Annotated in this window: 18 protein-coding genes; 3 read left to right on the top strand and 15 right to left on the bottom strand. The window is 69.2% G+C overall.

Features of this window, described 5'->3' with window-relative positions:
* The first annotated feature begins 185 nt into the window (after window positions 1-185).
* Together FHX71_RS04440 and FHX71_RS04435 are read left to right on the top strand one after the other, a co-directional pair.
* Complete coding sequence (locus FHX71_RS04440) at window positions 186-1,241, top strand: LacI family DNA-binding transcriptional regulator (protein ID WP_182614600.1); 1,056 nt, start codon at window positions 186-188, stop codon at window positions 1,239-1,241.
* Window positions 1,242-1,281: 40 nt separating this feature from the next.
* Complete coding sequence (locus FHX71_RS04435) at window positions 1,282-1,830, top strand: hypothetical protein (RefSeq protein ID WP_220489481.1); 549 nt, start codon at window positions 1,282-1,284, stop codon at window positions 1,828-1,830.
* A gap of 525 nt (window positions 1,831-2,355) precedes the next feature.
* Here FHX71_RS04435 and FHX71_RS04430 read toward each other — a convergent pair.
* The 7 genes from FHX71_RS04430 to FHX71_RS04400 all read right to left on the bottom strand — a co-directional run bounded on the left by FHX71_RS04430 (window position 2,356) and on the right by FHX71_RS04400 (window position 13,220).
* Window positions 2,356-2,763 carry a hypothetical protein gene (locus tag FHX71_RS04430; RefSeq protein WP_182614599.1) on the bottom strand — a complete coding sequence of 136 codons (408 nt, stop codon included), beginning with the start codon at window positions 2,761-2,763 and terminating at the stop codon, window positions 2,356-2,358.
* A 3-nt stretch (window positions 2,764-2,766) separates the two neighbouring features.
* Window positions 2,767-9,207, bottom strand: a complete 6,441-nt coding sequence (locus FHX71_RS04425) for an RHS repeat-associated core domain-containing protein (RefSeq protein ID WP_182614598.1) — start codon at window positions 9,205-9,207, stop codon at window positions 2,767-2,769.
* 81 nt (window positions 9,208-9,288) lie between these two features.
* Complete coding sequence (locus FHX71_RS04420; protein WP_246402790.1) at window positions 9,289-10,251, bottom strand: Dyp-type peroxidase; 963 nt, start codon at window positions 10,249-10,251, stop codon at window positions 9,289-9,291.
* 873 nt (window positions 10,252-11,124) lie between these two features.
* On the bottom strand, window positions 11,125-11,382 hold the full coding sequence (locus tag FHX71_RS04415) for a helix-turn-helix domain-containing protein (protein WP_182614596.1): 258 nt from the start codon (window positions 11,380-11,382) through the stop codon (window positions 11,125-11,127).
* A gap of 190 nt (window positions 11,383-11,572) precedes the next feature.
* Window positions 11,573-11,926, bottom strand: coding sequence for a DUF5302 domain-containing protein (locus tag FHX71_RS04410; protein ID WP_312876921.1), 354 nt, complete (start codon window positions 11,924-11,926; stop codon window positions 11,573-11,575).
* Window positions 11,927-11,985: 59 nt separating this feature from the next.
* Complete coding sequence (nrdR, locus tag FHX71_RS04405; RefSeq protein ID WP_121387196.1) at window positions 11,986-12,468, bottom strand: transcriptional regulator NrdR; 483 nt, start codon at window positions 12,466-12,468, stop codon at window positions 11,986-11,988.
* A gap of 140 nt (window positions 12,469-12,608) precedes the next feature.
* Window positions 12,609-13,220, bottom strand: coding sequence for a LysM peptidoglycan-binding domain-containing protein (locus FHX71_RS04400; RefSeq protein WP_182614595.1), 612 nt, complete (start codon window positions 13,218-13,220; stop codon window positions 12,609-12,611).
* Window positions 13,221-13,412: 192 nt separating this feature from the next.
* Here FHX71_RS04400 and lexA point away from each other — a divergent pair, with 192 nt between their 5' ends.
* On the top strand, window positions 13,413-14,228 hold the full coding sequence (lexA, locus tag FHX71_RS04395; RefSeq protein ID WP_376770121.1) for a transcriptional repressor LexA: 816 nt from the start codon (window positions 13,413-13,415) through the stop codon (window positions 14,226-14,228).
* 138 nt (window positions 14,229-14,366) lie between these two features.
* On the opposite strand, the gene FHX71_RS04390 is transcribed toward lexA, so the two are convergent.
* From FHX71_RS04390 to hflX, 8 genes are all read right to left on the bottom strand, one after another.
* Window positions 14,367-15,353 (bottom strand): L-lactate dehydrogenase, encoded by a 987-nt coding sequence (locus tag FHX71_RS04390; protein ID WP_182614594.1) that lies wholly within the window; start codon window positions 15,351-15,353, stop codon window positions 14,367-14,369.
* 158 nt (window positions 15,354-15,511) lie between these two features.
* Entirely contained in the window at window positions 15,512-17,617 is a 2,106-nt protein-coding gene (locus tag FHX71_RS04385; RefSeq protein WP_425566311.1) for an ATP-dependent DNA helicase, read from the bottom strand.
* A gap of 145 nt (window positions 17,618-17,762) precedes the next feature.
* Entirely contained in the window at window positions 17,763-18,668 is a 906-nt protein-coding gene (locus FHX71_RS04380; protein ID WP_182614593.1) for a carbohydrate ABC transporter permease, read from the bottom strand.
* Window position 18,669: 1 nt separating this feature from the next.
* The gene (locus tag FHX71_RS04375; protein WP_182614592.1) at window positions 18,670-19,638 is read right to left on the bottom strand and encodes a carbohydrate ABC transporter permease; all 969 of its coding nucleotides are present in this window, start codon (window positions 19,636-19,638) and stop codon (window positions 18,670-18,672) included.
* A gap of 7 nt (window positions 19,639-19,645) precedes the next feature.
* Window positions 19,646-21,019 (bottom strand): ABC transporter substrate-binding protein, encoded by a 1,374-nt coding sequence (locus FHX71_RS04370; RefSeq protein ID WP_182614591.1) that lies wholly within the window; start codon window positions 21,017-21,019, stop codon window positions 19,646-19,648.
* 99 nt (window positions 21,020-21,118) lie between these two features.
* Entirely contained in the window at window positions 21,119-22,777 is a 1,659-nt protein-coding gene (locus FHX71_RS04365) for a glycoside hydrolase family 13 protein (RefSeq protein ID WP_182614590.1), read from the bottom strand.
* Between the two features lie 87 nt (window positions 22,778-22,864).
* Window positions 22,865-23,881 (bottom strand): LacI family DNA-binding transcriptional regulator, encoded by a 1,017-nt coding sequence (locus FHX71_RS04360; protein ID WP_182614589.1) that lies wholly within the window; start codon window positions 23,879-23,881, stop codon window positions 22,865-22,867.
* 149 nt (window positions 23,882-24,030) lie between these two features.
* A complete protein-coding gene (hflX, locus tag FHX71_RS04355; RefSeq protein WP_182614588.1) occupies window positions 24,031-25,572 on the bottom strand; it encodes a GTPase HflX in 1,542 nt (513 codons plus the stop codon).
* Window positions 25,573-25,738: the final 166 nt, after the last annotated feature.

The following is a 25,738-nucleotide window of genomic DNA, read 5'->3' as shown; positions in this document are numbered from 1 at the left end:
CGATCGGCACTGATCTCCACGCAGGGCGGGAGTCTGCTGTGACTCCCGGTGTAACGATGCACTGACGATAGGGCGCCGTCAGGCAGGGGTCAAGTGTCCGTTTATGGACTATGCTCGGGCCTGTTCAGTCCATCGATGCACTGGCAGATGGCTGAGTCCCGATCCGGAGGAGGCCGCACGCGCACATGGCTGGAGTCACGATCCTTGACGTCGCACGAGCGGCGGGGGTGTCCACGAGCACGGTCTCGAACCTGCTGAACGGCAGGACCGACCGGATGCTGCCCGAGACGCGGCACCGCGTGGAGTCCACGATCCGCAAGCTCGGCTACCGGCCCAACCGCGCCGCCCGGCAGCTCCGCACGGGCAAGCCGCAGGTCATCGGCCTGGTGGTGCCGTCGGTGGGCAACCCCTACTGGGGCGCGCTGGCGCGCCACGTCGAGGCGGCCGCGCTGACGCAGGGGTACCACGTGCTGCTGTGCAACTCGGAGCGCGACCCCGAGCGCGAGCGCCAGTACGTCGACGAGCTCGTCTCGGACGGCATCCGCGGGATCGTCCTGTGCTCGTCGCTGCCGTCCCTGGAGCACGTCGCGAGCCTGCTCGACGACGGCCTGCGGCTGGTCGCCTTCGACCGCACCGCCCAGGCCGACGACCCCGCGGGCCTGATCAACGTGAGCGTCGACAACGCGATCGGCGCCGAGCTCATGGGCGACCACCTCGTGTCGCTGGGCCACCGCCGCATCGCGTTCGTCTCGGGGTCCATCCGGTCGATCAACCGCACCGAGCGGTTCCAGGGCTTCCTGCGTGCGCTCGAACGCGCGGGCATCGCGCGGCCCGACGTCGTCACCTGGCCCGGCAGCATCGTCGACAGCACCTTCGGCGACGTCGAGGCCGCCGAGCTGGGGCGGGTCGCCACGACCGAGCTGCTGTCGGGTCCGAACCCGCCCACCGCGATCTTCGCGGTCAACGACATGACGGCGATCGGCGTGTGCCGCGCCGTGCGCGACGCCGGCCTGGAGGTGGGCCGGGACGTCTCGGTCGCGGGCTTCGACGACATCGTGCTCGCCGAGCTCTACTCACCGGCCCTGACGACCGTGCGCCAGCCGATGAAGGAGATGGCGGCCGCCGCGTTCCGCGCCCTGCACGAGCCGGAGGACGACGACGCGTCGAGCCGCGGCAGCTCGCTGCTGTTCCGGCCGGAGCTCGTGGTGCGCGACTCGACGGGGCGGCCGGCGGCGGAATGAGAGGCTGAGGCTCCCGGAGCCGAGGCCCTAGGCTTCGGGCGTGAACTACGGCGAGCTCGAGGCGAACGTTCTTCGGCTGATCATCGAAGCCACCGACGACGACGTTCGCGCCTTCGGCGAACAGACGGTCACCCGCCTGGTCCGGCCCGAGCTATGGCGCGGCGCGGTTGCGGAGGAGCTCACCGACGAGGCCCAGGCCGCGCTGGCAAGAGCCTGCGCAGACGTCCTGACGATCAGCGCCGCCGAGCTGGGCGACGAGCTGCAGACGATCTACGACGGCATCCTGGTCGACGACGACCTGGACAACGGGGTCCTGACGGCCGTCAAGGCGCTGGCCCACTGGCACAGCTACCTGGAGCAGGACCGGCGGGGCGAGCTGTACGAGCTGGCGATCCGGTCCGTCGAGGAGGTGGACCACGAGGTGTCCGCCGCCCTCGACGACTTCCTCGCCACGCCGGAGATGGCCGCCGAGTACGAGCGTATCCAACGGCTGCTGGCGCCCGGCGCCGGACCGGCGCCGGCGGAGTCCAGGCCCGCGCTCGGGCAGGAGCCGGGTGACAGCACGACGAAGGCCGCCGACCAGGTCTGATACCCGGTCGGCGGCCTCGGTCGAGCAGGCTCGGCCGGACTTGCGGCGGAACATCTTTTGTGGCGGAGAAGTTCGCTTCGGGGACCCACTCAGCATGGCCTGTTGTTGTCGCTTACTGTCCTCACGACCTGCAGAAACCGCAGGAATCCGCGGTTTCAGGCCGAGACAAGGCCACTGCGGCACGGCCTTCCGACGAGGGCAACCATGGGCATTGATGAGCAATGGAACCGTGCCACTCGCGTGACAGAGACCGGCAATCGTGACACGTCCCCCGGCCCTCCGAACTTGTCGCGAGCTAGTTGCTCGAGGGTGCTCGCATGAGCAGTCACGCTTCGCTTGGGCATGCTCGCCGATCTTGCAGACTTGAGAACTTGGAAGTCCACTTCTTGCGGAATCGACGAACAGCACATGCGATCGGGCTTGGCCAAAGGGGGGCGACCCGTGTCGCCACCGCGCCAGACTCCAGTTCTCTGGTAGGGCAACCCGGTAACAGGCCCGTGCGCGCCATGACGTCCGGATCACTGGTCAGCCCCACATCTTCTTGGATCGCTTTCTCTCGAGCTCCTTCAGGCTCTCGCGGGTACTTTCCCACTGTTCGGGCGAAAATCGAGACTCGATGTCATCGAGGTTGTCGCCGATGAATTCCGCGATAGACGCGTCCACCATGCTAGGAACATCTGGTTCGCCAAAAAAGTACCGACGGACGATTTCAACCGAATACCAATCTCTCGGCCGATTCGTGCGAACAGGCTGGAAATCCAGAAATAGTTGACGACGATCCGTCTCCAGCCTGATTCGGAGTATCTTGGATTCGATCACGACCGTTGAATTACCACCGTTGCTGGTGGTGACATCGGAATCCGTAATGCGGAACCGCGCGTCACGCCAGAGGTAGCTCATGTGCGCGGCAAGAAATTCAAGAATCTGATCCATTACTCACCCTTTCGGCTTGAGCGCCCACTGATTGACCCACTGATAGCCATTCTCCAACAGGTATTCGATCTCCTCCGTCAAGTAGCTGATCTCCTCAATCCTACCCTTCGGAACCGACACCAACACACGATCACCAGCCGCGATTCGATCATCCAGGAACGCCCTGTTCAGAAACCAAGGACTGCCGCCACGATCCGCGATCACATTCCACTGATTGCCGATGTCGAAGTAACTGGCACCGCGTGCCTGGGCCTTGGCGATCCACCCCTTGTGACCCAACACCGTGTCGCCGCTGTTGGTTATGTGCTGCAGTGGGAGCGTGGCGTACTCGTCCGCCACGCGTGCGGCCGCGCTGGCGTCGGCTCCGATCCTGCCGGTCTTCATAATGGTTCCCGCCAGAGGACCGAGCATGCCGATTGCGCAACCCTGGGCGGCCGCCGCGCCGACCTGCCCCCATTGCACCTTTCGGCCGGACAGGCGTTGCATCGTGTAGTCGATTCCGCCGTCGATTGCGGCGCCGGCGAGGCAGCCGATCAGGAGCGGGTTGTTCCCGGTGGGGTCGGTGTAGGTGGTTGGTGCGTTGGCTCCGTAGGTGTAGAGGTTGGAGCCGCCCGAGAAACCGATGGGGTCCTCGGAGATGAATCGACCGGTTGCCGGCTGGTAGTAGCGGGAGCGGTGGTAGGTGAGCCCGGTGCCGTCGTTCTGGCGACCTGTGAAGCCAAGGTCCGATCCGCGCGTGTCACCGTCGACCGTCGCCAAGCCGAACGGGTCGTAGTCGTACTCTGCAGCGAGGCTTCCGTCAGCAGAACCAAGTGCGATCGGTGATCCGAGCATGTCCGTCAGGACTGCGTCGGTGCCACCGGCATGGGTACGGGCGAACCACTGATCCATGCCGCCAGACAGAAGGCTGGCTGCCGGGTCGCCGTCCCCGTCGAGCTCGGCCGCGACGTTTGGCCCGATCTCGACGAATCCGGTCTGAGAACCATCGGTGCTGCGTGAGGCTCGGGTACCGGTGGGTGAGTATCCGAATTCCGTGACCGACGTTCCTTGAGTGACCGATTCCAGACTGCCGCTGGCGTCCCAGTCATACGTGCGGGTGCCGTCGTCGAGCAAGTTGCCGTCGGCGTCGTACGAGAGGGGCACTCCCCCAGCTGAGACCAGCCGGTTCTGATCGTCGTACTCCAGGCCGGACCGGGCTGCTGGCAGCACCACGTTCGCGTGCGAGCCATCAACGGCCGCTACCTGGCCGCCAGGTTGATAGGCGTAGCTCAGGTCGCCCTTGTCTTGACCGTTGTGGTCGTATCCAAGTCCGACGACGAGGTTGTTCGAGTCGTATGTGTACGACTGGTTCCATCCACCGGGAAGCTCGACCTCTGAGACTCGACCGGCGATGTCCCTTGTCAGCTCGACATTTGTCGAGCCTTGCTCGACCCCTGTCAGCTGTCCCGTGTCGTCGTACGTGTACAGCCGCGCCGCCTGCCCGGCTACGACTGCCGAGATCACCTGGCTGTTCTCGTCGTACGTGTAGCTGCTTGCACCGGTTGGCTCGTTGAGCTGGGTGAGTCGGTCAAGCGCGTCGTAGGCGTACGACGTGGTTCCCGCGACGCTGTCCGTGACCTCCGCCAGGCGGTCCAGACTGTCGTACTCGAACACCTGCTCCACTTCGGCTGTGCCGTAAGCGTCGCTCGTCGAGTCGATGCGACCGAACGAGTCGTAGGCATAGGTGGTCGACCGTCCAGCTCTGGAGGTTGTTGCGGTGACGCGCCCGGCAAGGTCGTAGGTGACCAGGTCAGCTGCGCCCAGGGGATCGGTGCGTTCCACGATGCGGTCGGCGTCGTCGAAGGTCCAGTGCGTGGAGTGCCCTGCCGCGTCGGTGAAGGTGGTCAGATTGCCGTTGGCGTCGTACTCGTACTCTTGGAAGTTGCCCAACGGGTCAGTGGTCCGCACCGGTTGGTTGAGCACGTCGTAGTCGACTGTGCGGGTTGCGCCCGTCTGGAAGATCGTTGTGGTGCGCCTCCCGACCGCGTCGGTGAAGTACCTCGCCGTCTCACCGTTCGCGCTCGTTGTGGCTACCAGGTCGCCGGCCGCATAGGTGAGCGTGGTGGTGTTTCCGGCACCGTCCGTGACCGTCTTTACCTGCCCCTTCGATGTGTAGGTGGCAGTGCGTGACCGTCCCTCCGCGTCGGTGTAATCGACGATGTTTCCTCGCCGGTCGTACTCCAGCTCGGTGACGTTGCCGGCCGGGTCGGTGTGTCGGGTCGGCTGGTCGAATCGGCCGTAGACGGTGGTGCCCAAAGTCGCTTCGTCAGAGGTCCCAGCGAGCACTGTTGTGCTCTCCAGCCTTCCCTGGTCGTCGTAGTCGTACGTCGAGACCCTGCCGTAGGGGTCTGTGACCTGGGTGATGAGGTTGTCCGCCCGACGCGTGAACGTCGTGGCCCGCTCGCTGCTACCGCCCGCTGCGACGACCGTGTCGCTCGTCGCGACTCCCGCGTTGTTGAACGTGACATGTCGCTGCGTGCCGTCTTGATGGGTCACGCGCGCCTCTTGCACAGTGCCCCAGGAACTGAGCACGTAGTCGAACTCGTACGTCTGCCCACCAGCGAGTGTTTGTCTCGCGACGCGTCCGTTCGTGTCGTACTGGTTGGTCAGGAACGTGATTCCGCGGGCATCGGTGATTGTGGAGACGCGTCCGGCTGTGTCGTAGGTGTATTCGGTGGTGTCTCCTGCTGGGTTGGTCACCGTGGACAGGCGTCCGGCGGAGTTGTAGGTGTAAGTGACCGTTCGCCCGATGTTGTCCCTCACCTCGGTGACGCGGTGTGAAGAGTCGTAGGCAAGCTTGATCCAGCGGCCCGTGGGCGAGGTGATCTGGGTCAGATCTTGGCCTGGCCCTCCACCGTCGGCCCCGTCTCGAGTCAGCGTGACCGTGTTGCCGTTGCGGTCGGTGATCGCGCTGCCTCGTGACCAGTCGGGGAACCAGTAGGTCAGGCCGTCGCGGGTCCGCAGCGACCAGCCATCGTCATTCCAGGTGATCGTGGAGTCCCGGAAGGCGCCCGTCGTGGCAACCGATCTGAAGGCGGCGTCGGTGTACCCGGTGCCTCTGCTCGTGCGTTCGTAGTGCACCTTGCTGCCGCCGGCCAGGTACAGGTCGACCTCCTGATACTCGTCCTCGGAGTAGAGGAACATGCCATAGCTCAGCTGCTGGCCGCGACCGAACTCTCGAGAGGCTTGGTCGCCCTGCCAGTAGTGGCGTTCGATGCTGATCGGCGCGATGCCGTCGTCGATCGCGAGGTCGGTGCGTGCGTCGGTGAACAGGCCGGTGGACAGGTCGACCGGGTCGCCGCTGAGCCAGTCGATGAAGTCGCTGAAACGGGACTGGTTGAACTTCTCGGAGCTCGGCACGTTGAACATGGCACCGTCGAACGACCAGACTCGTGTGTCATCGTCCGGCACGACCTGCTGCGCGTCTTCTGAGACCGTCCCGTGCCCGTAGACGTACCAGCCTCGCTCCTCGGGGTCGTAGTTCCAGAATTCCACGCGAGTCTCTGGAGCGAGGCCCGTGTAGTTGGGGTACACGATCTGCGCGCCCTCAGGAAATACGAAGGTTCCGCCCGGTTGGACCGTGAAGTACGTCGGCACGATGCCGTTGTCCGGAAGGGGGAAAGGGGGTCTGTCGACGGGGATCGGTGTGATGCCTAGTTCGTCGACCAGTTCGCCCTCGGCGTCGCGCACGACAGTTCCTGCTGGGAGGCGCACCTCAAGACCAGGGATGTACGGCGTGGTCAGCACAGTTTCTTCTGCCGTCGGGGTCGCCAGCTCGACCACGTTCTCTGTGTCCAGGGCGGGCATCCATACCGTCGCCGGCAGTGCGGTGGTCCCCCCTTGCGCCAGTTCCACGTGAATGCGGAACGTTCCGTAGGTGGCGATGGGCGTGTTTGCCGTCGATCCGTCCACCACGATCATCGGCGTGGTCGCGCTGACACCTTTCAGCAGGAAGCGGCCGGCCCTGTCGGTCGTGGCCAGGTCGTCTCCCGCGGTGACAGTCACACCAGTCACGGGAGCGCCATCGAGGCCGAGAACATGCCCTGCCACAGCCGTCACACCAGCGGGCGCCTCAAGGTCCTTCGGTGCGTCGACCTCGGGTCGGCGTGTGTACCAGTCCGCCCCACCCAGGTTGGCTTTGTCAGGGCGCCACTGCGGCAAGGTTCCGTCCGACCCTTCACGCTCGTCACGGGTCGATGAACCAGACGGCTCTCGGCTCTGCTCCATGTCCTTGGCGCGTGCGACCCGCGCGCCCTGCCGGAGCAACACGGTCAGGGCACCAGTGGCCGCGGTCATCTGGACGGAACCCGTCGCCGTCGTCGTCGGCCGCACGACCACGGTGTACTCACCAGTGACGGCAACGGCGGTCAGGTTCACCGAGTCCGGTGAGGTGAAGCTGTACCGCGACACGATGCGCGTGCCTTGTGGGTTGAAGACCTCGATGTAGCGAGCACCCAGCGAGGTGACCGTCCACGCCAGTGCGGCGTCCTGACCGGCGACGAGGTCGAGCCTGGCAACAACCTCTTGTCCTGCACGCTGGACGACGAATGACGTCGGTCCACCGTCCAAGACCAGTTCATCGGCCTCAGCGCGGAGTGATGCGGTGACGCTGACCGATCCCGTTGTGGGACCGTCCGGCCGGACCACGACCGTGTACGTCCCGGAGGCCGTGATCGTGGGGCCGTTCATCACAGCGGTCGTGCCCGAGCTGTAGTCGTAGTCCACCCGGGTGCCGTCCGGGGCGAACAGTTCCACCCAACGCCAGCCGACCGTTGACCCTGACATCGCGAAGGTCGGGACGTCGCCTTCATTCAGGTCGATCATCCCGGCCACCTCCTGTCCCGCCCGCTGGACCACGAACGACGTCGGTCCGCCAGTGAGGCTGATAGGCCCGGCGGCCCGCCGCACTGACGCAGTGAGGTTCACCGAACCAGTCGTCGGGGTGTCCGGGCGTACCAGCACCGTGTACGTCCCGGATGAGGAGATCTCGCCCAGATTGATGGCGTCCGACGCGCCCGAGGCGAACTCGTCGGCAACGGACAGCCCGTCTTGGTCAAGCAGTTCCACCCACCGCCAGCCGAGCGTGGAGCTCGCCAGCGCCAGGGTCAGGTTCTGGCCGGCCTCCAGGTCCAGCTCGACTCGAGCGGTCTGCCCCGCCCGGTTGATGGCCAAGGACGTTGCCGCGCCACTCGTCGTGGCCGTGGCCTGCACGGGTTCCGAGACGGTGACTGTCACCTGCCCCGTAGAACCACTAGCCGGCGTGACCAGTAGGGCATATGTACGTCCAGGCACCATGCCCTTCGCCTGGACGCGCGTCTGCCCGCTGACCGTCTCGTCGGCGAGTACCTCGTTGTCGGGCGCGATGACGCGGTACCTCGTGCCGCCGGCAAACGTCGTCCCGGTCAGACCGATGTCGACCCGACGGCTTGCCGGTGCATCGAAGTGCACGAGCGCAACTCTTCCCGCCGCGGTGACCGGGATACTGACCGCGGTGCCACCGACGTCTGCTCGGCGCACGGACTCGACCGTTGCCGGGTCGACACCGGCCAGCGCTATCGCGAAGTCCTGTCCCCAGCTTGTCGCACCATGGGAAGTCCGGACCTCCAGCGGTCCAGTCCCGGCGCGTGAAGGCACAACGACCCGAAGTTCCGTCGGAGTAGCGGATGCGATCTCGGCGACCTGCCCGTTGAACGTGACGACGTTGGCCACCGGGTCCGGATCGAAGCCCGAACCTGCAAGGACTACCTCTGCTCCGGGTACGGCAGATGCTGGTGTGACCTGATCCAGTTCTACCGCGTCGGCCACGACCGCCAAGTCCGGGCCCTGCACGCTCTGGTTCCCGTCATCGACAGTCACCGGACCGTCAGATCCCGTGGCTGGCACCACAAACGACGCGGACGTCGGGGTGACATCCGAGACCTGAACGACATCATTGCCGACCGATATCTCGAGCGCGTCGGTGGGGAAGCCTGTCCCGAAGACGCGCACGGTCTGCCCAGGAGCGGCGCTCAACGGCACGAGCGAGACCACGGACAACTCGCTTGCTGACCGCCGGTCGACCTCAGTGATGTTGCCTGCGGCGTCGTAGGAATACTCGGCCACTTCTCCGGACTCGTCGGAGACCACCGCGGCCAGCCGTCCTGCCGCGTCGTACAGGTACTCGGCTGCTCCACCCGGGCCAGCCTGCAGCGACTGGACGTCAGCTTGGGTGCTCGATGCGCTGGCATCGATTTCAGGATCTGCGCCCTGGTGATCGGTGGCCCCGGTGTGAGCTGAGGCGTCACCGGCCGGTTCAGCGGTCGGTCGCGACCCTGCAGTCTCGACCGTGAGCGCGTCGGGCACACCGCTGAGCCCCATGACGACGGCGAGTGCTGAGGACAGGAAGATCCGGAACTGTGTACGCAACAGAACTCATCTCCGCTCGGGACGTCTCGACCGATACTTCGCTTGCGCGTTGCTCGACTCGCCGTTGCCGCCAACCTCGGATCAGCCAGATGAGAACAAGGCGTCCTCCCACGGCTGCTCTCCGACCCGGTCCGGCGGAACCAGGAAGTAGCCTCCGCCAGTCGCTAGTACGTACCGATCGAGCCGCGAGCCGGCCAATCGCTCCTGCGCCCGGCGAAAGCCCTCATCCAGGTCAGCTTGGAACGCCATGAAGAACAGCCCGGCCCCGCGTGAGGCGGCGTCGGTCGACCAGGTCCACGACCGGCGGAGCATCACCGGCGGGGCCGCGCCGTCGCGGGGGTTGAGCAGTCGGACGTGGGAGTCCAAAGGCGTGACTGCACCGTCGGGATCACCCGCAAAGTCCGGCTCATTTTTGGCCGAGGTTCCGTCGAGCCAGGTTCCGTCACGTCGCCGCCCGATGATCTGTTCCTGCAGTTCGATGCTCTCCGCGTCCCACAGAGGGTGAGAGACCTTCAGGACGCGTACTGCGAGGTAGGTACCACCGACGACCCACGCTGGCTCATCGGAGCCTGCCCCGACGAGAACCGTCTGATCGATGGCTTCCTCGGCCTCGGTAGACGGGTTCGCGAGGCCCTCCGTGAAGCCGAAGACGTTCTGGTTCAGAGCCCGACCATGCTCAGGTTGGTTGTCTTCCCGAGAAAGTACGGCCTGCCAGCTGACGTCGAATTCGTCGACGCCTCGAAGCACTGATGAGAGCGTCTCGGCCGCCCCGTCCGGACTGCGACCATCGACTTGAACGACGAGATCAGCATCGGTCCTGGCCGGGTCGAGGATGTCTCCGGCGAACGTCTCCATGGGCGCCAATCCCAGCGGCCGCCGGTCCACCAGGCCCAGCTTGTCGAACACGCCATAGCCCAGTCCGATGACCCCTGTGCGGGATGATCTGACGCGCTGCGCCAGCACAGCAGTAGCGCGACGAAGCGCAGCCCCTGATGCTCGGGCGGTCAACAGCGCGGTTTGCCCGTGCGGAGCGGGAAACGACATCGCGGGGTGAGAGACGCGCGATGTCGCCATAGGGTTCTGACAACCGCCCAGCAGCGCTCCGACGCTGAGCACGGCGGCAGCGGTCAAGACTGCGCGTCGATCGACGTCAGTTCCGCCCACGAAGGGGCACGAGACCATTCGGCCGTTCAACGCTGCCATCTCGCCCCCTGCCCCACACCCACCCCTACGGACAGTAGGACTTTTGCACCCATTTGGGGTACTGACAACGGTTTTGTACTGAGTTCACCCGCTACTTCACCCGGCGAGATGCCAGTGCATGCGGTGTGCATAGGAAAGGGCTGCTAGCGGTTCACGTGTCGCCGCATGATCCGCCGTCGCTCATGGGCGCCTCGCCGCTAGGGCACAAGCGGGCATCCAGTCGTGCCATCAGCAATCCAGGACTCCCTCCTCTGGTCCCCGACGCGGTAGGCATACTGCCGGTAGGGCTGGGCCGTCCGGGGGCGCGTAGCGAGCCATACGAAACAGCATTGGTAGAGGAGCTGCCAGTCAAAGAAGGCCATGACACGACCACCGAGACCGAGCACGAGGTGGGCCACCAGATCTCCTGTAGCCGCATGGGCGGACGTGGCCAGGTAGCCCGCACGCACTTCTCGGCGATCCATTGCATGCAGGCCAGGCCGACCATCGAATCGGGCTCGAGCTCGTCCGATCCGCGGGAGGCGTTGACCTTCGCTGTCGCCGCGTCCTGCGCGTGCAGCCGAGCACCGTCCTCCGACGTCGCGCTGGCCGTCGCCCACGCCCCGGAACCATCAAGCAAGCACACCCGTGTCCTTGCTCGCCAGGATTTCGGGCCTTTCTGGGTCACGAAGATCTTGCCGTGCTGACCGGGCTTGAGCTTGACCTTTCCCACGGTCACCACCCCGATCCGGTGGGCCGGCGCGTTGCCGGGGCACGGGACGCCACGTCGCGCTCGGCGTCAGCGGCGCAGGCCTCGAGCCACTCACGCACGTCCGCGTCGGCAAACAGCAGGTGGCGTCCGACCTTGTAGGCACGGGAACCGCGCCCGTGCTTGCGCCAGGTGTGCACGGGCGTGGTGCGAAACACGGTGCAGAGCTCGTCGAGCGTCCACATCGGCGTCCGGTCAAGCGGCTGGCCCTGCTTCGTTCCCATGCATGTCAGGTGGGGCAGTCCGGCCGACCACACCTTGTACTGGTGGTCACGATTGGGCAGCCATCGGCACCCCAATCGTGACAGGAATCGTGACACTCTCATCGCACCGGCTTCCTCTCGGTGCTGCGCAAGTACGACAAAGGCCGCTGACCTGGTCGTTCACCAGATCAGCGGCCTCCACCACCGAGGATCAGCCGGACTTGCGGCGGAACATCTTCTGCACGGGGCCGGTCGTCTCCGACCCGTGCACCGCGCCCGTGTTCACGTCGCCCGCGGCGGTACGCCCGCGCGCGGCGTTCTTGCGGTCCAGCGCTTCCTTGAACCGCGCCTTCGCGTCCGTGCTCGGCGCGGTCGCGGCCTTGGGCGCCTCAGCGTCCTGAGCCACTGCCTCCTCGGCATTGGGCTTCTCGTCCGTCACACCGATCACCTCCTCCTGTTTCGGGGGTCCCTCGATCGGGTCCGTCGTCGGCCCCAGCCTGCCCCACGGCACGCCGGGGTGCCAATCGCTTTTCGTCCCCACCAGCGGTTCGACGACGTCGACCACAGCACCTGCTGCCAAAGCCGGGCCGATCCTGGCAGCAACCGCTGTGATCAACACGTGGGCTAGGCCTGGGCCGCCGCGCGGTCCGCCTCACGTTCGGCGCGCTCGGCGCGGAGCGAGGTGATGGCGCTCTCGAAGTCCTCGAGCGAGTCGAAGGACTGGTAGACGCTGGCGAACCGCAGGTAGGCCACCTCGTCGAGCTCGCGCAGGGGGCCGAGGATCGCGAGGCCCACCTCGTAGGCGTCGATCTCGGCGCTGCCGTTGCTGCGCAGGGTCTCCTCGACGCGCTGCGCCAGGATCGCGAGGTCGTCGTCGCTGACCGGCCGGCCCTGGCAGGCCTTGCGCACGCCCGCGGCGACCTTGTCCCGGCTGAAGGGTTCGGTGGCGCCGGAGCGCTTGACCACGGAGAGGCTGGCGGTCTCGACGGTCGTGAACCGCCGGTTGCAGTTCGGGCACTGCCGCCTGCGCCGGATCGACAGGCCGTCGTCGGCGGTCCGCGAGTCCACCACGCGCGAGTCGGCGTGGCGACAGAACGGGCAGTGCATGCTCACTCCAGCGTGGTCGGCCACGGACCGGAGACATCCGGTCGCGCCCCGACCGTAAGCGGGCAAACCACCCCCATGCAACATCGCCGCAACATTTGACGGCGAATCGTGGCCTCTGGCCACTTTCGGGGTGCTTCCCGTCACTCCTTCGGGAGCAGGAGCAGCTCGCCGACACGCACCGTGGCCGACGACATCTCGTTCAGGTCCTGCAGCCGGGCGACGGCCTGCCGCACATCCTCGCCGGGTTCCGCGACCTCCTGGGCGAAGCCCCAGAGCGTCTCCCCCGGCTGCACCGCGTGCACGCGCACCTCGGTCGGCTCGCCCGGGGCGCTTGCGACGGCGGTCGCCCCCCACGTGACCATCGGCGCCACCAGGAGCATCGCCAGCAGGACGAGCACGGCCCGGCCGCGGCGCGTCAGCCGCAGGCCGGCCAGGCCGAGGCGGTCGGCGAGCGCGGACCGGTCGGTGGCGGGGTGATGAGCCTGCCGCGCGTACGCCTGGTGCGGTGCGTAGGACTCGCGGGGTGCATGCGACCGGTGGGGCGCGGAGCCCTGGCGGGGTGCGTGTGCCTGGCGGGGCTCTCCCGTCCGGCGCGGTCCGTGCGCCGGGGCGGCCGCGCGATGCTCGGCCGGTGCGAGCCTTCGGCCGGCCGGGTGCGCCGGGCTCGGCCGGTACGCCCGCACCGTGGCACTCGTTCCGGACACCTGCCCGTACGCCGGGGTGTACTGCCGCAGCGGGATCACGTCCCCCATGGCCCCTCCTCGAAAGACGATTCGAACTCTTGTCCGTTCATACACACGTTCGTCGAACGCTCGTACCATTGTGTAGCACGGGACACCGCCCGTGTCGAGACACGCTCGAACATTCGTTTGAGCCGAGCACATTTGTGATCTAGAGTGGGCAGCGCACAGGAGAACATTTGTCGGAACGGGAGGGGCACGGGCATGACGGGACGGGACGGGACCAGCGACACGAGAGCCGTCGACACGGCACTCTCGGGTGTCGCCACGTTGGACGCGCCGGGCGACGGGGCGGTCGCCGACGTCCACGCGATCTCGCCGGCAGACCGCCTCACCGAGCGGCAGCGCCTCGTGCTGGACACGATCCGGCAGTCGTTCGAGACGCGAGGCTACCCGCCGTCGATGCGTGAGATCGGCGAGGCCGTCGGGCTGGCCAGCCCGTCGAGCGTCAAGCACCAGCTCCAGATGCTGGAGAAGAAGGGCTTCCTGCGCCGCGACCCGAACCGGCCGCGCGCCATGGAGCTCGTCGAACCCCTGGCCGAGCAGGTCGAGAAGCCGACGCGCGGCGAGATCCACTGGCCGGAGCCGCGACGCAGCGGCCAGGTCCACTGGGGCGGTTCCGTGCCCGACGACGCGAGCACCCCGCCGCCGTCGTACGTGCCTCTGGTCGGCCGCATCGCGGCCGGTGGCCCGATCCTCGCCGAGCAGGTCGTCGAGGACGTCTTCCCGCTCCCCCGCCAGCTCGTCGGTGACGGTGAGCTGTTCCTGCTCAAGGTCGCGGGCGACTCGATGGTCGACGCCGCGATCTGCGACGGGGACTGGGTCGTGGTGCGCCGCCAGAACGTGGCCGAGCAGGGCGAGATCGTCGCCGCCATGATCGACGGCGAGGCCACGGTCAAGACCTTCAAGCAGACCGACGGGCACGTGCTGCTGCTGCCGCAGAACCCGGCCTACGAGCCCATCCCGGGTGACGAGGCGCAGATCCTGGGCCGCGTCGTCGCGGTGCTGCGGAGCCTCTGAGCACGAAGGTCTCGACAGGCTCGACCAGCGATTCGACAGGCTCGACCAGCGAAATGCTGGTCGAGCCTTTCGTTTGCCGGTCGAGCCTGGTCCCCCGCGGGTCGAGCCTGACCCCCCGCTGGTCGAGCTTGTCGAGACCTAGAACCCGAACCGCTTCTGTACCGCGCGCACGCTCTCCGCGGAGGCGCGCAGGCCGGCCAGCTCGTCGTCGGACATCGGCACCCGCACCGGGTCCGCGACCCCACGCCGGTCCACGAGGGACGGCACGGACAGGCACACGTCGCTGATGCCGTAGTAGTCGTCCAGCAGCGAGGACACCGGCATGATCCGGCGCTCGTCCTTCAGCACCGCCTCGATGATCCGCGTGGCGGCCAGGCCGACGGCGTAGTTGGTGGCGCCCTTGCCCGCGATGATCCGGTACGCCGAGTCGACCACCTCGTGGTGCACCTCGGCGCGGACCTCGGCGTCCAGGGGCGCCGCACCGCCCACCGGCACCCAGTCGAGCAGCGGCACGCCGCCGATCGAGGCCGAGCTCCACAGCGCGATCTCGGAGTCGCCGTGCTCCCCGGCGATGTAGGCGTGCACGTTCCCGACGGCGACGCCGCACCGCTCCGCGAGCACGACCCGCAGCCGGGACGAGTCGAGCACGGTGCCGCTGCCGAAGAGGCGCTCGCGCGGCAGGCCCGAGATCTTCAGGGCCGCGTAGGTCACCACGTCCACGGGGTTGGTGACCATCAGGTACGTCGCGTCAGGCGCGGCCTCGACCAGGCCCGGCAGGATGGTGCGCATCAGCCCGATCGTCGCCTCCGCCAGGTCGACGCGGCTCTGGCCCGGCTTCTGCTTGGCCCCGGCGGTCACGACCACGACGTCTGCCCCCTCGCACACCGCGGGGTCGTCCGAGCCGATGACGTGCGCCTGGGACGTGAACATCAGGCCGTGCTGCAGGTCGAGCACCTCGGCGTCGACCTTCTGCCGGTCGATGTCCAGCAGGGCGATGGTGCGCGCCGAGCCGCGGGTCAGCGCGGCGAAGGCGAGCGTCGAGCCCACGGCCCCGGCACCCACCACGGCGATCTTGGTGGTCCGGGAGCCGGCGGGCTGGGCGGGGACGTCCGGGATGACTGCCATGACCTCAGGCTAGGCGCCGAGGCCCCCGTCGCGTGGGCTGACGCTCCTCTCCTTTGAGACCTAAGTTTCTCCGCTTTGGGCCGCCCCAAAGCGGAGAAACTTAGGTCTCAAAGGAGAGGAGCGTCCGCGCGACGCCCGTGGGACCCGCGCAGCGACGGCTACGTGTCGAGCCGGGCGAGCGCCGCCCGGACCAGCTTGCCGTCGGTCGTGGGCCAGAACCCGGGCATCGACCGGGTCAGGAACGACGCGTACCGCGCCGTCGCGAGCCGCGGGTCGAGGACCGCCACGACGCCCCGGTCGTCCATGCTGCGCACCAGACGGCCGGCGCCCTGCGCGAGCAGCAGCGCCGCGTGCTGGGCCGAGACCGCCATGAACCCGTTGCCGCCCGCCTGCTCGATGGCCCGGGCGCGCGCCGCCTTGACCGGGTCGTCGGGCCGCGGGAACGGGATGCGGTCGATGAGCACGAGCTGGTTCGACGGCCCCGGCACGTCGACGCCCTGCCACAGGGACAGGGTGCCGAACAGGCAGGTCGCCGGGTCCTCGGCGAACTCCCGCACCAGCGTGGGGAGCTGGTCGTCGCCTTGCGCGAGGATCGGGAAGTCGAGCCGCTCCCGCATCGCCTCGGCGGCGGCGTTGGCCGCGCGCCGGGACGAGAACAGGCCGAGCGTGCGCCCGCCGGCCGCCGTGATCAGCTCGGCGATCTCGTCGAGCTGCGCCTCCGTGGTGGGCTCGCGGCCCGGGGCGGGCAGGTGCCGCGCGATGTAGAGGATGCCCTGCTTGGGGTAGTCGAACGGGCTGCCCGCGTCGAGACCGTGCCACGGCGGGGCGTCCTTGCCGTTCAGCCCGAGCGTGCCGGCGACGGCGTCGAACGTGCCGCCCAGCGCCAGCGTCGCCGAGGTGAACACGCCCGTCGACTCCCCCAGCAGGTGGGTACGGATCAGGCCGGCCACGTGCAGCGGCGCGGCGTGCAGGCGCGTCACGTTGTCGCCGAACCCGCCCCACCCGTTGTCCGGTCGCGAGCACCACAGCACGTCGGCGGTCGTGTCCTGCGCCGCCATCCGCTCGGCCGTCTCGAAGAGCTGGAGCACCGCGCCCTGCGCCATCTTCAGGCCCGGGTCGGGCTGGCCGCCGTCCTTGCCCTGGGGGCCCTTGCCGCCCTCGGGCTTGAGCGTGCTCAGCACCTCGCGGGCCGCGTCCCGCACCGCGCCGACCGCCAGGCGCAGCTCGTCCGGCAGGCCGCTCGGGAACCGCTCGGCCGGGGCGGTGACCAGCAGCGTGCCGAGGCTCTGCGCCGCGGCGTCGAGCGTGTCCGTGTTGGTCCCGGCGTGCCGGCGGGCCAGCCGCGCCGCGCTTTCCACGGACGCCATGGACAGGTCGACGGTGGCCGACGACGTCACGCGGTCGGTGAGCTCGTGCGCCTCGTCGACCACCACGACGTCGTGCTCCGGGAGCACACCCGGGCTGCCGGTCGCCGCGATGCCGAGCATCGCGTGGTTGGTCACGACGACGTCGGCCTCGCGCGAGGCCGCGCGCGCCTTGTCCGGGAAGCACTCGGAGAGCATGGGGCATTTGCCGCCCAGGCACTCCATGGCGGTGACGGACACCTGCCGCCAGGCCCGCTCGGGCACGCCGGGCACCAGGTCGTCCCGGTCGCCCGTCTCGGTCTCGCCCGCCCACTCGTGCAGGCGCCGGACGTGGTCGGCGAGCGAGGCGCCGTCGTCCCGCCGCCGGGAACGCGCGGCCCCGCCCGAGGCCTCCTCCGTCTTGGGGTGGTCCTCCCCGCCGGGCAGGTCGAAGAGCGTGGCCTCGTCCTCCGGATAGCCGCCGCCCACCTTGTGCACGCACAGGTAGTTGTGCCAGCCCTTGAGCAGCGCGATGCGGGGCTCGCGCGGCAGCCGCGGCGCCACGGCCTTGGCCACGAGCGGCAGGTCGCGGGTGATGACCTGGCGCTGCAGCGCGAGCGTCGCGGTCGAGATGATCACCTTGGACTGCGCGGCCACGGCGTGCCGGACCGCGGGCACCAGGTAGCCGAGCGACTTACCGGTACCGGTGCCGGCCTGCACCAGCAGGTGCTCACCCTTGTCGATCGCCTCGCCGACCGCGACGGCCATGCGGTGCTGGCCGTCTCTGCGCCCGCCACCGAGCTGTCCGACGGCGAGGTCGAGCAGCTCCTCCACCTCGGGGACCTCGTCGGAATCGGTGCTGGCGGGCGGTGCGTCGGGAAGGCTGGTCACACGTTCGATCCTAGGCCGGACCACCGACATCCACCCGCCCCGTCCACAGGTCCGGCGCGGGTCCCGGGCAGGCGCCGACGAGCGTCCGGAGACGGATCAGTCACGCATCGGCCCAGGTCAGGGGCACCCGGCGTCGGGCCAGGTCAGGGAGACCCGGCCCGACGCGCCGTCGGGCCTACCCCTTGACCGCCCCGCCCAGGCCCGCCCCACTGAGGAACAGGCGCTGGAACGCGAGGAACAGCGCGATGGGCAGCACCGTCGAGATCGCGAGCGCCGCGAGGAACACGTCGAGCTCCAGGTAGGGCGCGATGGCGGGCAGGCGGACGGACAGGGGCTGGTTGTCCGGGTCGGGCAGCACGAGCAGCGGCCAGAGGTAGTCCTTCCAGGCGGCGATCACGGCGAACACCGAGACGACGCCGAGGATGGGCTTGGACATGGGCAGCACGATGGACCACAGCAGCCGGAAGGGTCCGGCGCCGTCGACCCGCGCGGCCTCGAAGATCTCCCGCGGCAGGCCGTCGAAGAACCGTTTGACCAGCAGCACGTTGAACGCGCTGGCGCCCATGGGCAGCCAGACCGCCCAGAACGTGTTGAGCAGGCTGATGTGCAGGAGCGGGATGTCGAGGATCGTCAGGTACAGCGGGACGAGCAGGACGACCGCCGGCACGAAGAGCGTCGCGAGCACGAGGCCGAAGATCAGGTTCCCGTACCTCGGGCGCAGCACGGACAGCACGTAGCCGCCCGTGGTCGCGACGAGGAGCTGGAAGAACCAGGCGCCCACCGCGAGGATCAGCGTGTTGACGAAGTAGTGGTCGATCTCGGCCCGGCCCCAGGCGGTGCTGAGGTTGGCCCAGTCGATCCCGTTCGGGAACAGGCCGAGCGGCTGCCGCAGGGTGTCCTGCGTCGGGGTGACGGCGGCCTTGGCGAGCCACAGGATCGGCCCGAGCCCGGCGAGGACCAGGGTGAGCAGCAGCCCGCCCTGGAGCAGGCCGAGCGAGCCGCGCACGCTGGGGCGGCGCCGGTCGTGCGCGGAGACGATGCCGCGCTCGGCCACCGCGACGGCTGATTTCTTGGCTGCCATGTCAGCTGCTCCAGGGTCGGGTCACGCGGAAGTAGACCGCGGACAGGACGGCCAGGACGCCCGCGAGCATCAGGCTCAGGGCGGTCGCGGCCCCGTAGTTGCCGCCGAGGCTGCTGCCGAACGCGTAGTCGTAGATCAGCATCAGGACCGTGAGGGTCGCGTTGTTGGGCCCGCCGCCGGTGAACAGGAACGGCTCCAGGAACACCTGGGAGGTGCCGATGACCTGCAGGATCAGCGTGATGAACAGGACGCCGCGCAGCTGCGGCAGGGTCACGTGCCAGATCTTGCGCCACACGCCCGCGCCGTCCACCTCGGCCGCCTCGTAGAGCTCGGTGCGGACGCCGACGAGCGCGGCGAGGTAGATGATCACGGTCCCTCCGGCCGCGGCCCAGGTCGCCTCCAGGACCAGGGACGGCATGGCGCTGTCCGCGTTCTGCAGCCACGGGAAGGGCCCGAGGCCCACCCAGCCGGCGATGGTGTTGAACACGCCGGTGGGCGAGGCGTCGTAGAAGAACTTCCACAGCAGCACGGCCACGACAGGCGGCACGACGACGGGCAGGTACGCGAGCGCCGAGAACAGGCCGCGCATGCGCCGCACCTCGCTCATCAGCACGGCGGCGGCCAGCGGCAGCGGGTAGCCGAAGACCAGCGCGAGCAGCGCGAACCAGAGCGTGTTGGTCACGGCCTTGCCCAGGAGCGGGTCCTGGAGCACGAACACGAAGTTGTCGAGCCCCACGAACTCGGGGGTCGAGATGAGGTTCGTCTCCTGGACGCTCATGACGAGCGCCCGGCCGATCGGGAACCAGGAGAACACCCCGAAGACCAGGATCATCGGCAGGGCGATGATCAGGGTGCTGAGGCCGCCGTCGCGCAGCCAGTCCCGGGGCGTGCGGCGGGCACGCGGCCGGGGTCCGGACGACGACGGCCGCGGGGCCGTCGTCGTCCGGAGCGGGCTGGACAGTGTGGTCATCGCCAGGTCAGCTGCGGTCGAGCAGTCCCTGGACCTGGGTCTGGGCGTCGGCGAGGAGCGCGTCGATGTCCGCGTTCTCGTCGGTCAGCACAGCCTGGACCACCGGGTCGAGCGCCGCGTACACGTCCTGGGTGGCGACGGCGGGCTCGGGGATGACGGGCTGGTCGAACATCTGGTCCGTCATGGGCGCGAAGTTCTCCAGCGGGACGTTGACGAGGTCCTTGATCCAGCTCTGCTGCTGCTCGTAGGTCTCGCGGTCGAAGATCGGCAGGGCGGGGGCGCCGACCGGCTGGTCGGTCTCGGCGGCGACCTCGGCCTCGGCGACCGCCTGCTCCTCGACGGTCAGCTTGGAGATGTAGTAGAAGTCGATCCACTTCACGGCCGCGGCCTGCTCGGCGTCGGAGGCGGCGGAGCTCACCGCGGCGAGCGTGCCGCCGCCGAGGGTGCCGGCGTCGGCACCTTCCAGGGGCAGCACGGTGACGCCGTACTCGTCCGGGTTCATCTGGTTCTGCGTGAACAGGTTGGGGTAGTTGGCCCCGCCCGAGACGTACATGCCGATCTTGCCGGCGGCGAAGTCCTGGTTGATGGTGCCCCAGTCGTACAGGAAGCTGGAGCCCATGGAGTTGTCCTCCCAGCGCATCTCGCGCAGCATCTCCAGGGCCGCGACCGTGGCGTCGTTGTCGACGGTCGCGGTGATGTCGTCGCCCTCGCCCTCGACGACGCGGCCGCCCAGCGCGTAGGTCTCCGTGGTCAGGATCCAGCCGCCGGTGTTGCTCTGCGTCATGTGGGCGTAGCCGGCCTGGCCGGTCTTGTCCGCGATCGTCTTGGCGGCCTCGCGCACCTCGTCCCAGGTGGCCGGGGGGTTGTCCGGGTCGAGGCCGGCCTCCTCGAACAGCGCCCGGTTGTAGTGCAGGCCCTGGTTGTAGGCGGCGATCGGGACGGCCCACATGCCGCCCTCGGCGTCCTGGCCGGCGGCGGCGATCGTGGGGTTGAACTGGTCGGCGTACGGCAGCTCGGCGACCAGGTCGCTGACGTCGGCGATCTGCCCGCGCTCGATCAGCGCCCGGCCGTCCGTGAACGGGATCGGGAAGACGTCGGGCAGCGTGCCGCCCGCGAGCTCGGCGGCGAACGTGGTGCCGGACCAGGTGAACTCCTTGGTCTCCACCTGGATGTCCGGGTTGGCCTCCTCGAACTGCGCGATGCGCTCGTCGAACGCGTCGATCGCGGCCTGCTCCAGGCCGGCGTCGATGGAGACCTCGATCGTCACGGGGCCCTCGGGCTCGTCCGCGGCGTCCGAGGACGAGCCGCAGGCGGTGAGGGTCCCCGCGAGCGACAGGACGCCCACCAGGGCGAACGCCGCGCGCTTGTTTGCTGACTTCATTGTCACTCCTTGGTCGTGTGCCGCTGGGTCGGCACGTCTGGGGGAAAGGTCGTTCCCGGCCGGGTACCGGAGATCCGGGTGCCGACGATCAGGACGGGATCAGGACGGCAGGCCGAGCCAGACAGCGATGTCCGGTCCGACGGCGCCGTCGACGGGGCCGCTCGCCAGGAGCACCGTGGCCCCGGCGGGCAGGGGGACGGGGTTCGTCCCGAGGTTGACGACGCAGGCGAGGCCCGCGCCGCGAGCGAAGGCGAGGACGTCGTCCCCGCCGAGGTCGAGCCAGGTGAGGCCCTCGGTGTGCAGCGCCGGGAGCTCGCGCCGCAGGTGGAGCAGGCGCCGGTAGAGCGCCAGCATCGAGTCGGCGTCGCCGTCCTGGGCCTCGACGGAGCGGTCCGCCCAGCCGGCGGGCTGCGGCAGCCAGGGCGCGGCGCCGTCGTCGGGCCCGAAGCCCAGGCTGGTGCCGGTACGCGCCCACGGGAGGGGGACGCGGCAGCCGTCGCGGCCGGGGTCCACGCCCTCGGAGCGGAAGTGCATCGGGTCCTGGATCAGCTCGCGCGGCACGTCGGCCTCGGGCAGGCCGAGCTCGTCGCCCTGGTAGACGTACAGCGCGCCCGGCAGCGCGGCGGTCAGCAGGGCCGCGGCCCGCGCCCGGCGCGTGCCGAGGTCCAGGTCGGACGGCGTGCCGAAGCGCTTGGCGGCGAAGTCGAAGGACGAGTCCTCGCGGCCGTACCGGGTCACGGGCCGGGTGACGTCGTGGTTGGAGAGCACCCAGGTTGCCGGCGCCCCGACGGGGGCGTGCGCCTCCAGCGTGGTGCGGATCGACTCGCGCAGCTCCTTGGCGTCCCAGGGACGGGCCATGAAGTCGAAGTTGAACGCGGTGTGCATCTCGTCGGGGCGCAGGTACTGCGCGAACCGCTCCTGGTCCGCGAGCCACACCTCGCCCACCAGCACGCGAGGCTCCGCGTAGTCGTCGGCGACGCGGCGCCAGCCTCGGTAGACGTCGTGGATCTCGTCGCGGTCCAGGTGCGGGTGCTCCCCCGGGCCGGGCGTCGCGGGCACCTCGGGCAGCGCCGGGTCCTTGATGATGAGCGCCGCGGAGTCGATCCGGATGCCGGCCGCGCCGCGGTCGAACCAGAACCGCAGCACGTCCTCGTGCTCCTGGCGCACGTCGGGGTGGTTCCAGTTGACGTCCGGCTGCTCCGGCGTGAACAGGTGCAGGTACCACTGGCCGGGCGTGCCGTCCGGGTTCGTGGTCCGCGTCCACGTGTCGCCCTGGAAGCTGGAGACCCAGCCCGTGGGCATCTCGTCGCCGCCCGGGCCCTTGCCGTCGTCGAACCAGAAGCGCTCGCGCTCCGGCGAGCCCGGGCCCGCCGCGAGCGCCGCCTGGAACCACTCGTGCTCCGAGGAGATGTGGTTGGGCACGACGTCGACGATGGTGCGGATGCCCAGCTCGCGGGCCTCGGTGATCAGGGCCTCGGCGTCCGCCAGCGTGCCGAACGCCGGGTCGATCGTGCGGTAGTCGCGCACGTCGTAGCCGCCGTCGGCCAGGGGCGAGGCGTACCAGGGCGTGTACCAGATGGCGTCGACGCCGAGGTCGCGCAGGTACCCGAGCCGGGAGCGGACGCCGGCGAGGTCACCGGTGCCGTCGCCGTTCCCGTCCGCGAAGCTGCGGGGGTAGATCTGGTAGATCACGGCGCTGCGCCACCAGTCGCTTGCTGCGGGGCGCGGCTCGAGGGGCGCGTCGGACGTCGTCGTCATGTCGTGAACCGTAAATCACATGACAACGACCGCGCAAGAACTCGACAGCTACTTGATGAAATTGTGACAGCGCTCGGTGGCGCCAGCTCAGCGGGCGGCCACCTTCGCCGAGGCGGTGGAGGCGCGCACCACGAGCTCGGGCTCGAACAGCAGCTCGTCGCGGGCCACGTCGCCGCCGCCGATCAGCGCGGACAGCAGGTCGACGGCGGCGCGGCCCATCGGCTCGATCGGCTGGCGCACGGTGGTGAGGGCCGGGTCGGTGGAGTTCATCAGCGCGGAATCGTCGAAGCCCACGACGGACACGTCCGCCGGGCAGGCCAGCCCGGCCCGGCGCACCGCCCGGATCGCGCCCAGGGCCAGGGGGTCGCTCGCGCAGACGATGGCCGTGGCGCCGCTCTCGATGAGCCGGTTCGCCGCGGCCTGGCCGCTCTCCAGCGAGTACTGCGAGTGCACGACGAGCTCGGGGTCGAGCTCCAGGTCGTTGCGCTGTGCGAACCGCTGGGCGGCGGCGAGCTTGCGCTCCGAGGGCACGTGGTCGGCCGGGCCGAGCAGCAGGCCCACGCGCTGGTGCCCGAGGGACGTGACGTGGCCCATCGCCTGCTCCATGGCCACGAGGTCGTCGCAAGCCACGCGGGGGAACGCGAGGTCCTCGATCGAGGCGTTCATGAGCACCACGGGCAGGCCCAGGTCCTCCAGGCGCCGGTAGTGCGCGTGGTCGGCCTCGCGCTCGGCGTAGAAGCCGCCCGCGAAGATCACCCCGGAGACCTGCTGCTGGAGCAGCAGGTCGATGTACTCCGCTTCGGTGACGCCGCCGGCCGTCCGGGTGCACAGCACCGGGGTGAACCCCTGCTGGGCCAGCGCGCCGCCGATCACCTCCGCGAACGCGGGGAAGATCGGGTTGACCAGCTCCGGCAGCACCAGCCCGACGAGCTTGCCGCGGCTGCCCCGCAGCTTGGTGGGCCGCTCGTAGCCCAGCACGTCGAGCGCCGTGAGCACCGCGTCCCGCGTGCCCTGGGACACCCCGGGCTTCCCGTTGAGCACGCGACTGACCGTCGCCTCGCTCACGCCGACCTTCTTCGCCACATCCGCCAGCCGTCTCGACATGCGTCGATCCTAGCCACGGAGAACGCAAACTGCTTGCAGGGGTTGCAGCGGACTGCAAGTGGCTTGCGTAGCACGACAGCCCCCGGAAACGTGTCAGACGCCCAGGTCCCTCGGGGGACCTGGGCGTCTGACAGGTGGTGCGGGAGGGGTCAGTGCGCGACGGCGACCTGACGCAGCTCCGTGGCAAGCTGCTCGTCCACGCGGCCACGCAGGTGCGTGCCGGCGGCGACGTGCTCGGTGAGCTCGATGTCGCCGTGCTCGTGCACCCGGTGCACCAGGTCGCCCCGCTCGTACGGGACCACCAGGTCCACGTGGACGCCCGGCCGCGGCAGCTCGGCCGCGATCCGTGCGCGCAGCTCGGCGATGCCCTCGCCGGAGTGCGCGGAGACGACGGCGGTGTGCCGCTCGCGCCGCTGGATGCGGCCGACGACCGTCGGGTCGGCGACGTCGGCCTTGTTCAGCACCACGATCTCGTGCACGTCCTCGAACGCCGGGATCTCGGACAGCACCTCGCGGACCGCCGCGATCTGCCCCTCCGGGTCCGGGTGGGACGCGTCGACCACGTGCAGCAGGATGTCGGCGTCGCCGACCTCCTCCAGCGTGGACCGGAACGCCTCGACGAGCTGGTGCGGCAGGTGCCGCACGAACCCGACCGTGTCCGTGAAGGTGTAGACGCGGCCGTCCTCGGTCTTCGTGCGCCGGACCGTCGGGTCCAGCGTGGCGAACAGCGCGTTCTGCACCAGCACGCCCGCGCCGGTCAGCGCGTTCAGGAGCGACGACTTGCCGGCGTTGGTGTAGCCCGCGATGGCGACCGCGGGGATCGCGTTGCGCTTGCGGCTGAGCCGCTTGGTCTCGCGCGCCGGCTTCATCCCGTTGATCTCGCGCCGCAGCTTGGCCATGCGGTCGCGGATGCGCCGCCGGTCCAGCTCGATCTTGGTCTCACCGGGACCACGCGAGCCCATGCCGGCGCCCGCGCCGCCCACCTGGCCACCGGCCTGGCGGGACATCGACTCGCCCCAGCCACGCAGGCGCGGCAGGAGGTACTCGAGCTGGGCGAGCTCGACCTGGGCCTTGCCCTCACGGGACTTCGCGTGCTGCGCGAAGATGTCCAGGATCAGCGCGGTGCGGTCGACGACCTTGACCTTCACCACGTCCTCCAGCGCACGGCGCTGGGACGGGGCGAGCTCGCTGTCGACGATCACGGTGTCCGCGCCGGTCGCGAGCACGACCTGCGCCAGCTCCAGTGCCTTGCCGGAGCCGAGGTACGTGCCGGGGTCGGGCTTCTGCCGTCGCTGCAGCAGGCCGTCGAGCACCTGGGAGCCGGCGGTCTCGGCCAGCGCGGCGAGCTCGCGCAGCGAGATCTCCGCGTCGCGGGCCGCGTGCTCGCCGCCCGAGAACAGGCCGACCAGCACGACCCGCTCCAGGCGCAGCTGCCGGTACTCGACCTCGGTGACGTCCTCGAGCTCCGTCGACAGGCCGGCCACGCGGCGCAGCGCGGTGCGCTCCTCGAGCTCCAGCTGGTCGCCGTCGGCCACGGTGTGCACCGTTCCGCCGTCGGCACGTGCGGTCCCCGCCCGAGCGAGAACCCGTGCCACGACATCGTTCGCGATCGCCTGGGCGTCTGCCTGGGCCGCGCGGAGTTCGGGCGTCTCCTCTGCGGGGAGCTCGGGCTCTGTCGGGGTGTGGGTCATGTATTACCTAACTCTCGATGGTTCGTGCTCGTTACAACAAGTTTCCCACGCCTGAAAGTCCCGCGGCTATGTCTTTCCCCAACCGGCTGCCGTGGTGGTAGGGCCTGTGGACAACCAGCGCGGGCCGACGGCGGCCGCTAAGACTTGGAGGACGACGACCACCACA

Origin of the sequence: Promicromonospora sukumoe (assembly GCF_014137995.1) — a bacterium.
Taxonomy (GTDB): Bacteria; Actinomycetota; Actinomycetes; order Actinomycetales; family Cellulomonadaceae; genus Promicromonospora; species Promicromonospora sukumoe.
Note: the sequence above shows the minus strand (reverse complement) of the source record. Positions and strands in the feature narration are given on the sequence as shown.

Excerpts from the sequence above, each read along its gene's own strand:
- nrdR (WP_121387196.1), bottom strand. The coding sequence starts at position 12,468 with ATGCACTGCCCGTTCTGTCGCCACGCCGACTCGCGCGTGGTGGACTCG.
- lexA (WP_376770121.1), top strand. The coding sequence starts at position 13,413 with ATGACGGGACGGGACGGGACCAGCGACACGAGAGCCGTCGACACGGCA.
- FHX71_RS04400 (WP_182614595.1), bottom strand. The coding sequence starts at position 13,220 with ATGGGGGACGTGATCCCGCTGCGGCAGTACACCCCGGCGTACGGGCAG.
- FHX71_RS04390 (WP_182614594.1), bottom strand. The coding sequence starts at position 15,353 with ATGGCAGTCATCCCGGACGTCCCCGCCCAGCCCGCCGGCTCCCGGACC.
- FHX71_RS04385 (WP_425566311.1), bottom strand. The coding sequence starts at position 17,617 with ATGTCGGTGGTCCGGCCTAGGATCGAACGTGTGACCAGCCTTCCCGAC.
- FHX71_RS04360 (WP_182614589.1), bottom strand. The coding sequence starts at position 23,881 with ATGTCGAGACGGCTGGCGGATGTGGCGAAGAAGGTCGGCGTGAGCGAG.
- FHX71_RS04420 (WP_246402790.1), bottom strand. The coding sequence starts at position 10,251 with ATGTCGTTTCCCGCTCCGCACGGGCAAACCGCGCTGTTGACCGCCCGA.
- FHX71_RS04430 (WP_182614599.1), bottom strand. The coding sequence starts at position 2,763 with ATGGATCAGATTCTTGAATTTCTTGCCGCGCACATGAGCTACCTCTGG.
- FHX71_RS04375 (WP_182614592.1), bottom strand. The coding sequence starts at position 19,638 with ATGACCACACTGTCCAGCCCGCTCCGGACGACGACGGCCCCGCGGCCG.
- FHX71_RS04440 (WP_182614600.1), top strand. The coding sequence starts at position 186 with ATGGCTGGAGTCACGATCCTTGACGTCGCACGAGCGGCGGGGGTGTCC.
- FHX71_RS04365 (WP_182614590.1), bottom strand. The coding sequence starts at position 22,777 with ATGACGACGACGTCCGACGCGCCCCTCGAGCCGCGCCCCGCAGCAAGC.
- FHX71_RS04370 (WP_182614591.1), bottom strand. The coding sequence starts at position 21,019 with ATGAAGTCAGCAAACAAGCGCGCGGCGTTCGCCCTGGTGGGCGTCCTG.
- FHX71_RS04415 (WP_182614596.1), bottom strand. The coding sequence starts at position 11,382 with ATGGGAACGAAGCAGGGCCAGCCGCTTGACCGGACGCCGATGTGGACG.
- hflX (WP_182614588.1), bottom strand. The coding sequence starts at position 25,572 with ATGACCCACACCCCGACAGAGCCCGAGCTCCCCGCAGAGGAGACGCCC.
- FHX71_RS04380 (WP_182614593.1), bottom strand. The coding sequence starts at position 18,668 with ATGGCAGCCAAGAAATCAGCCGTCGCGGTGGCCGAGCGCGGCATCGTC.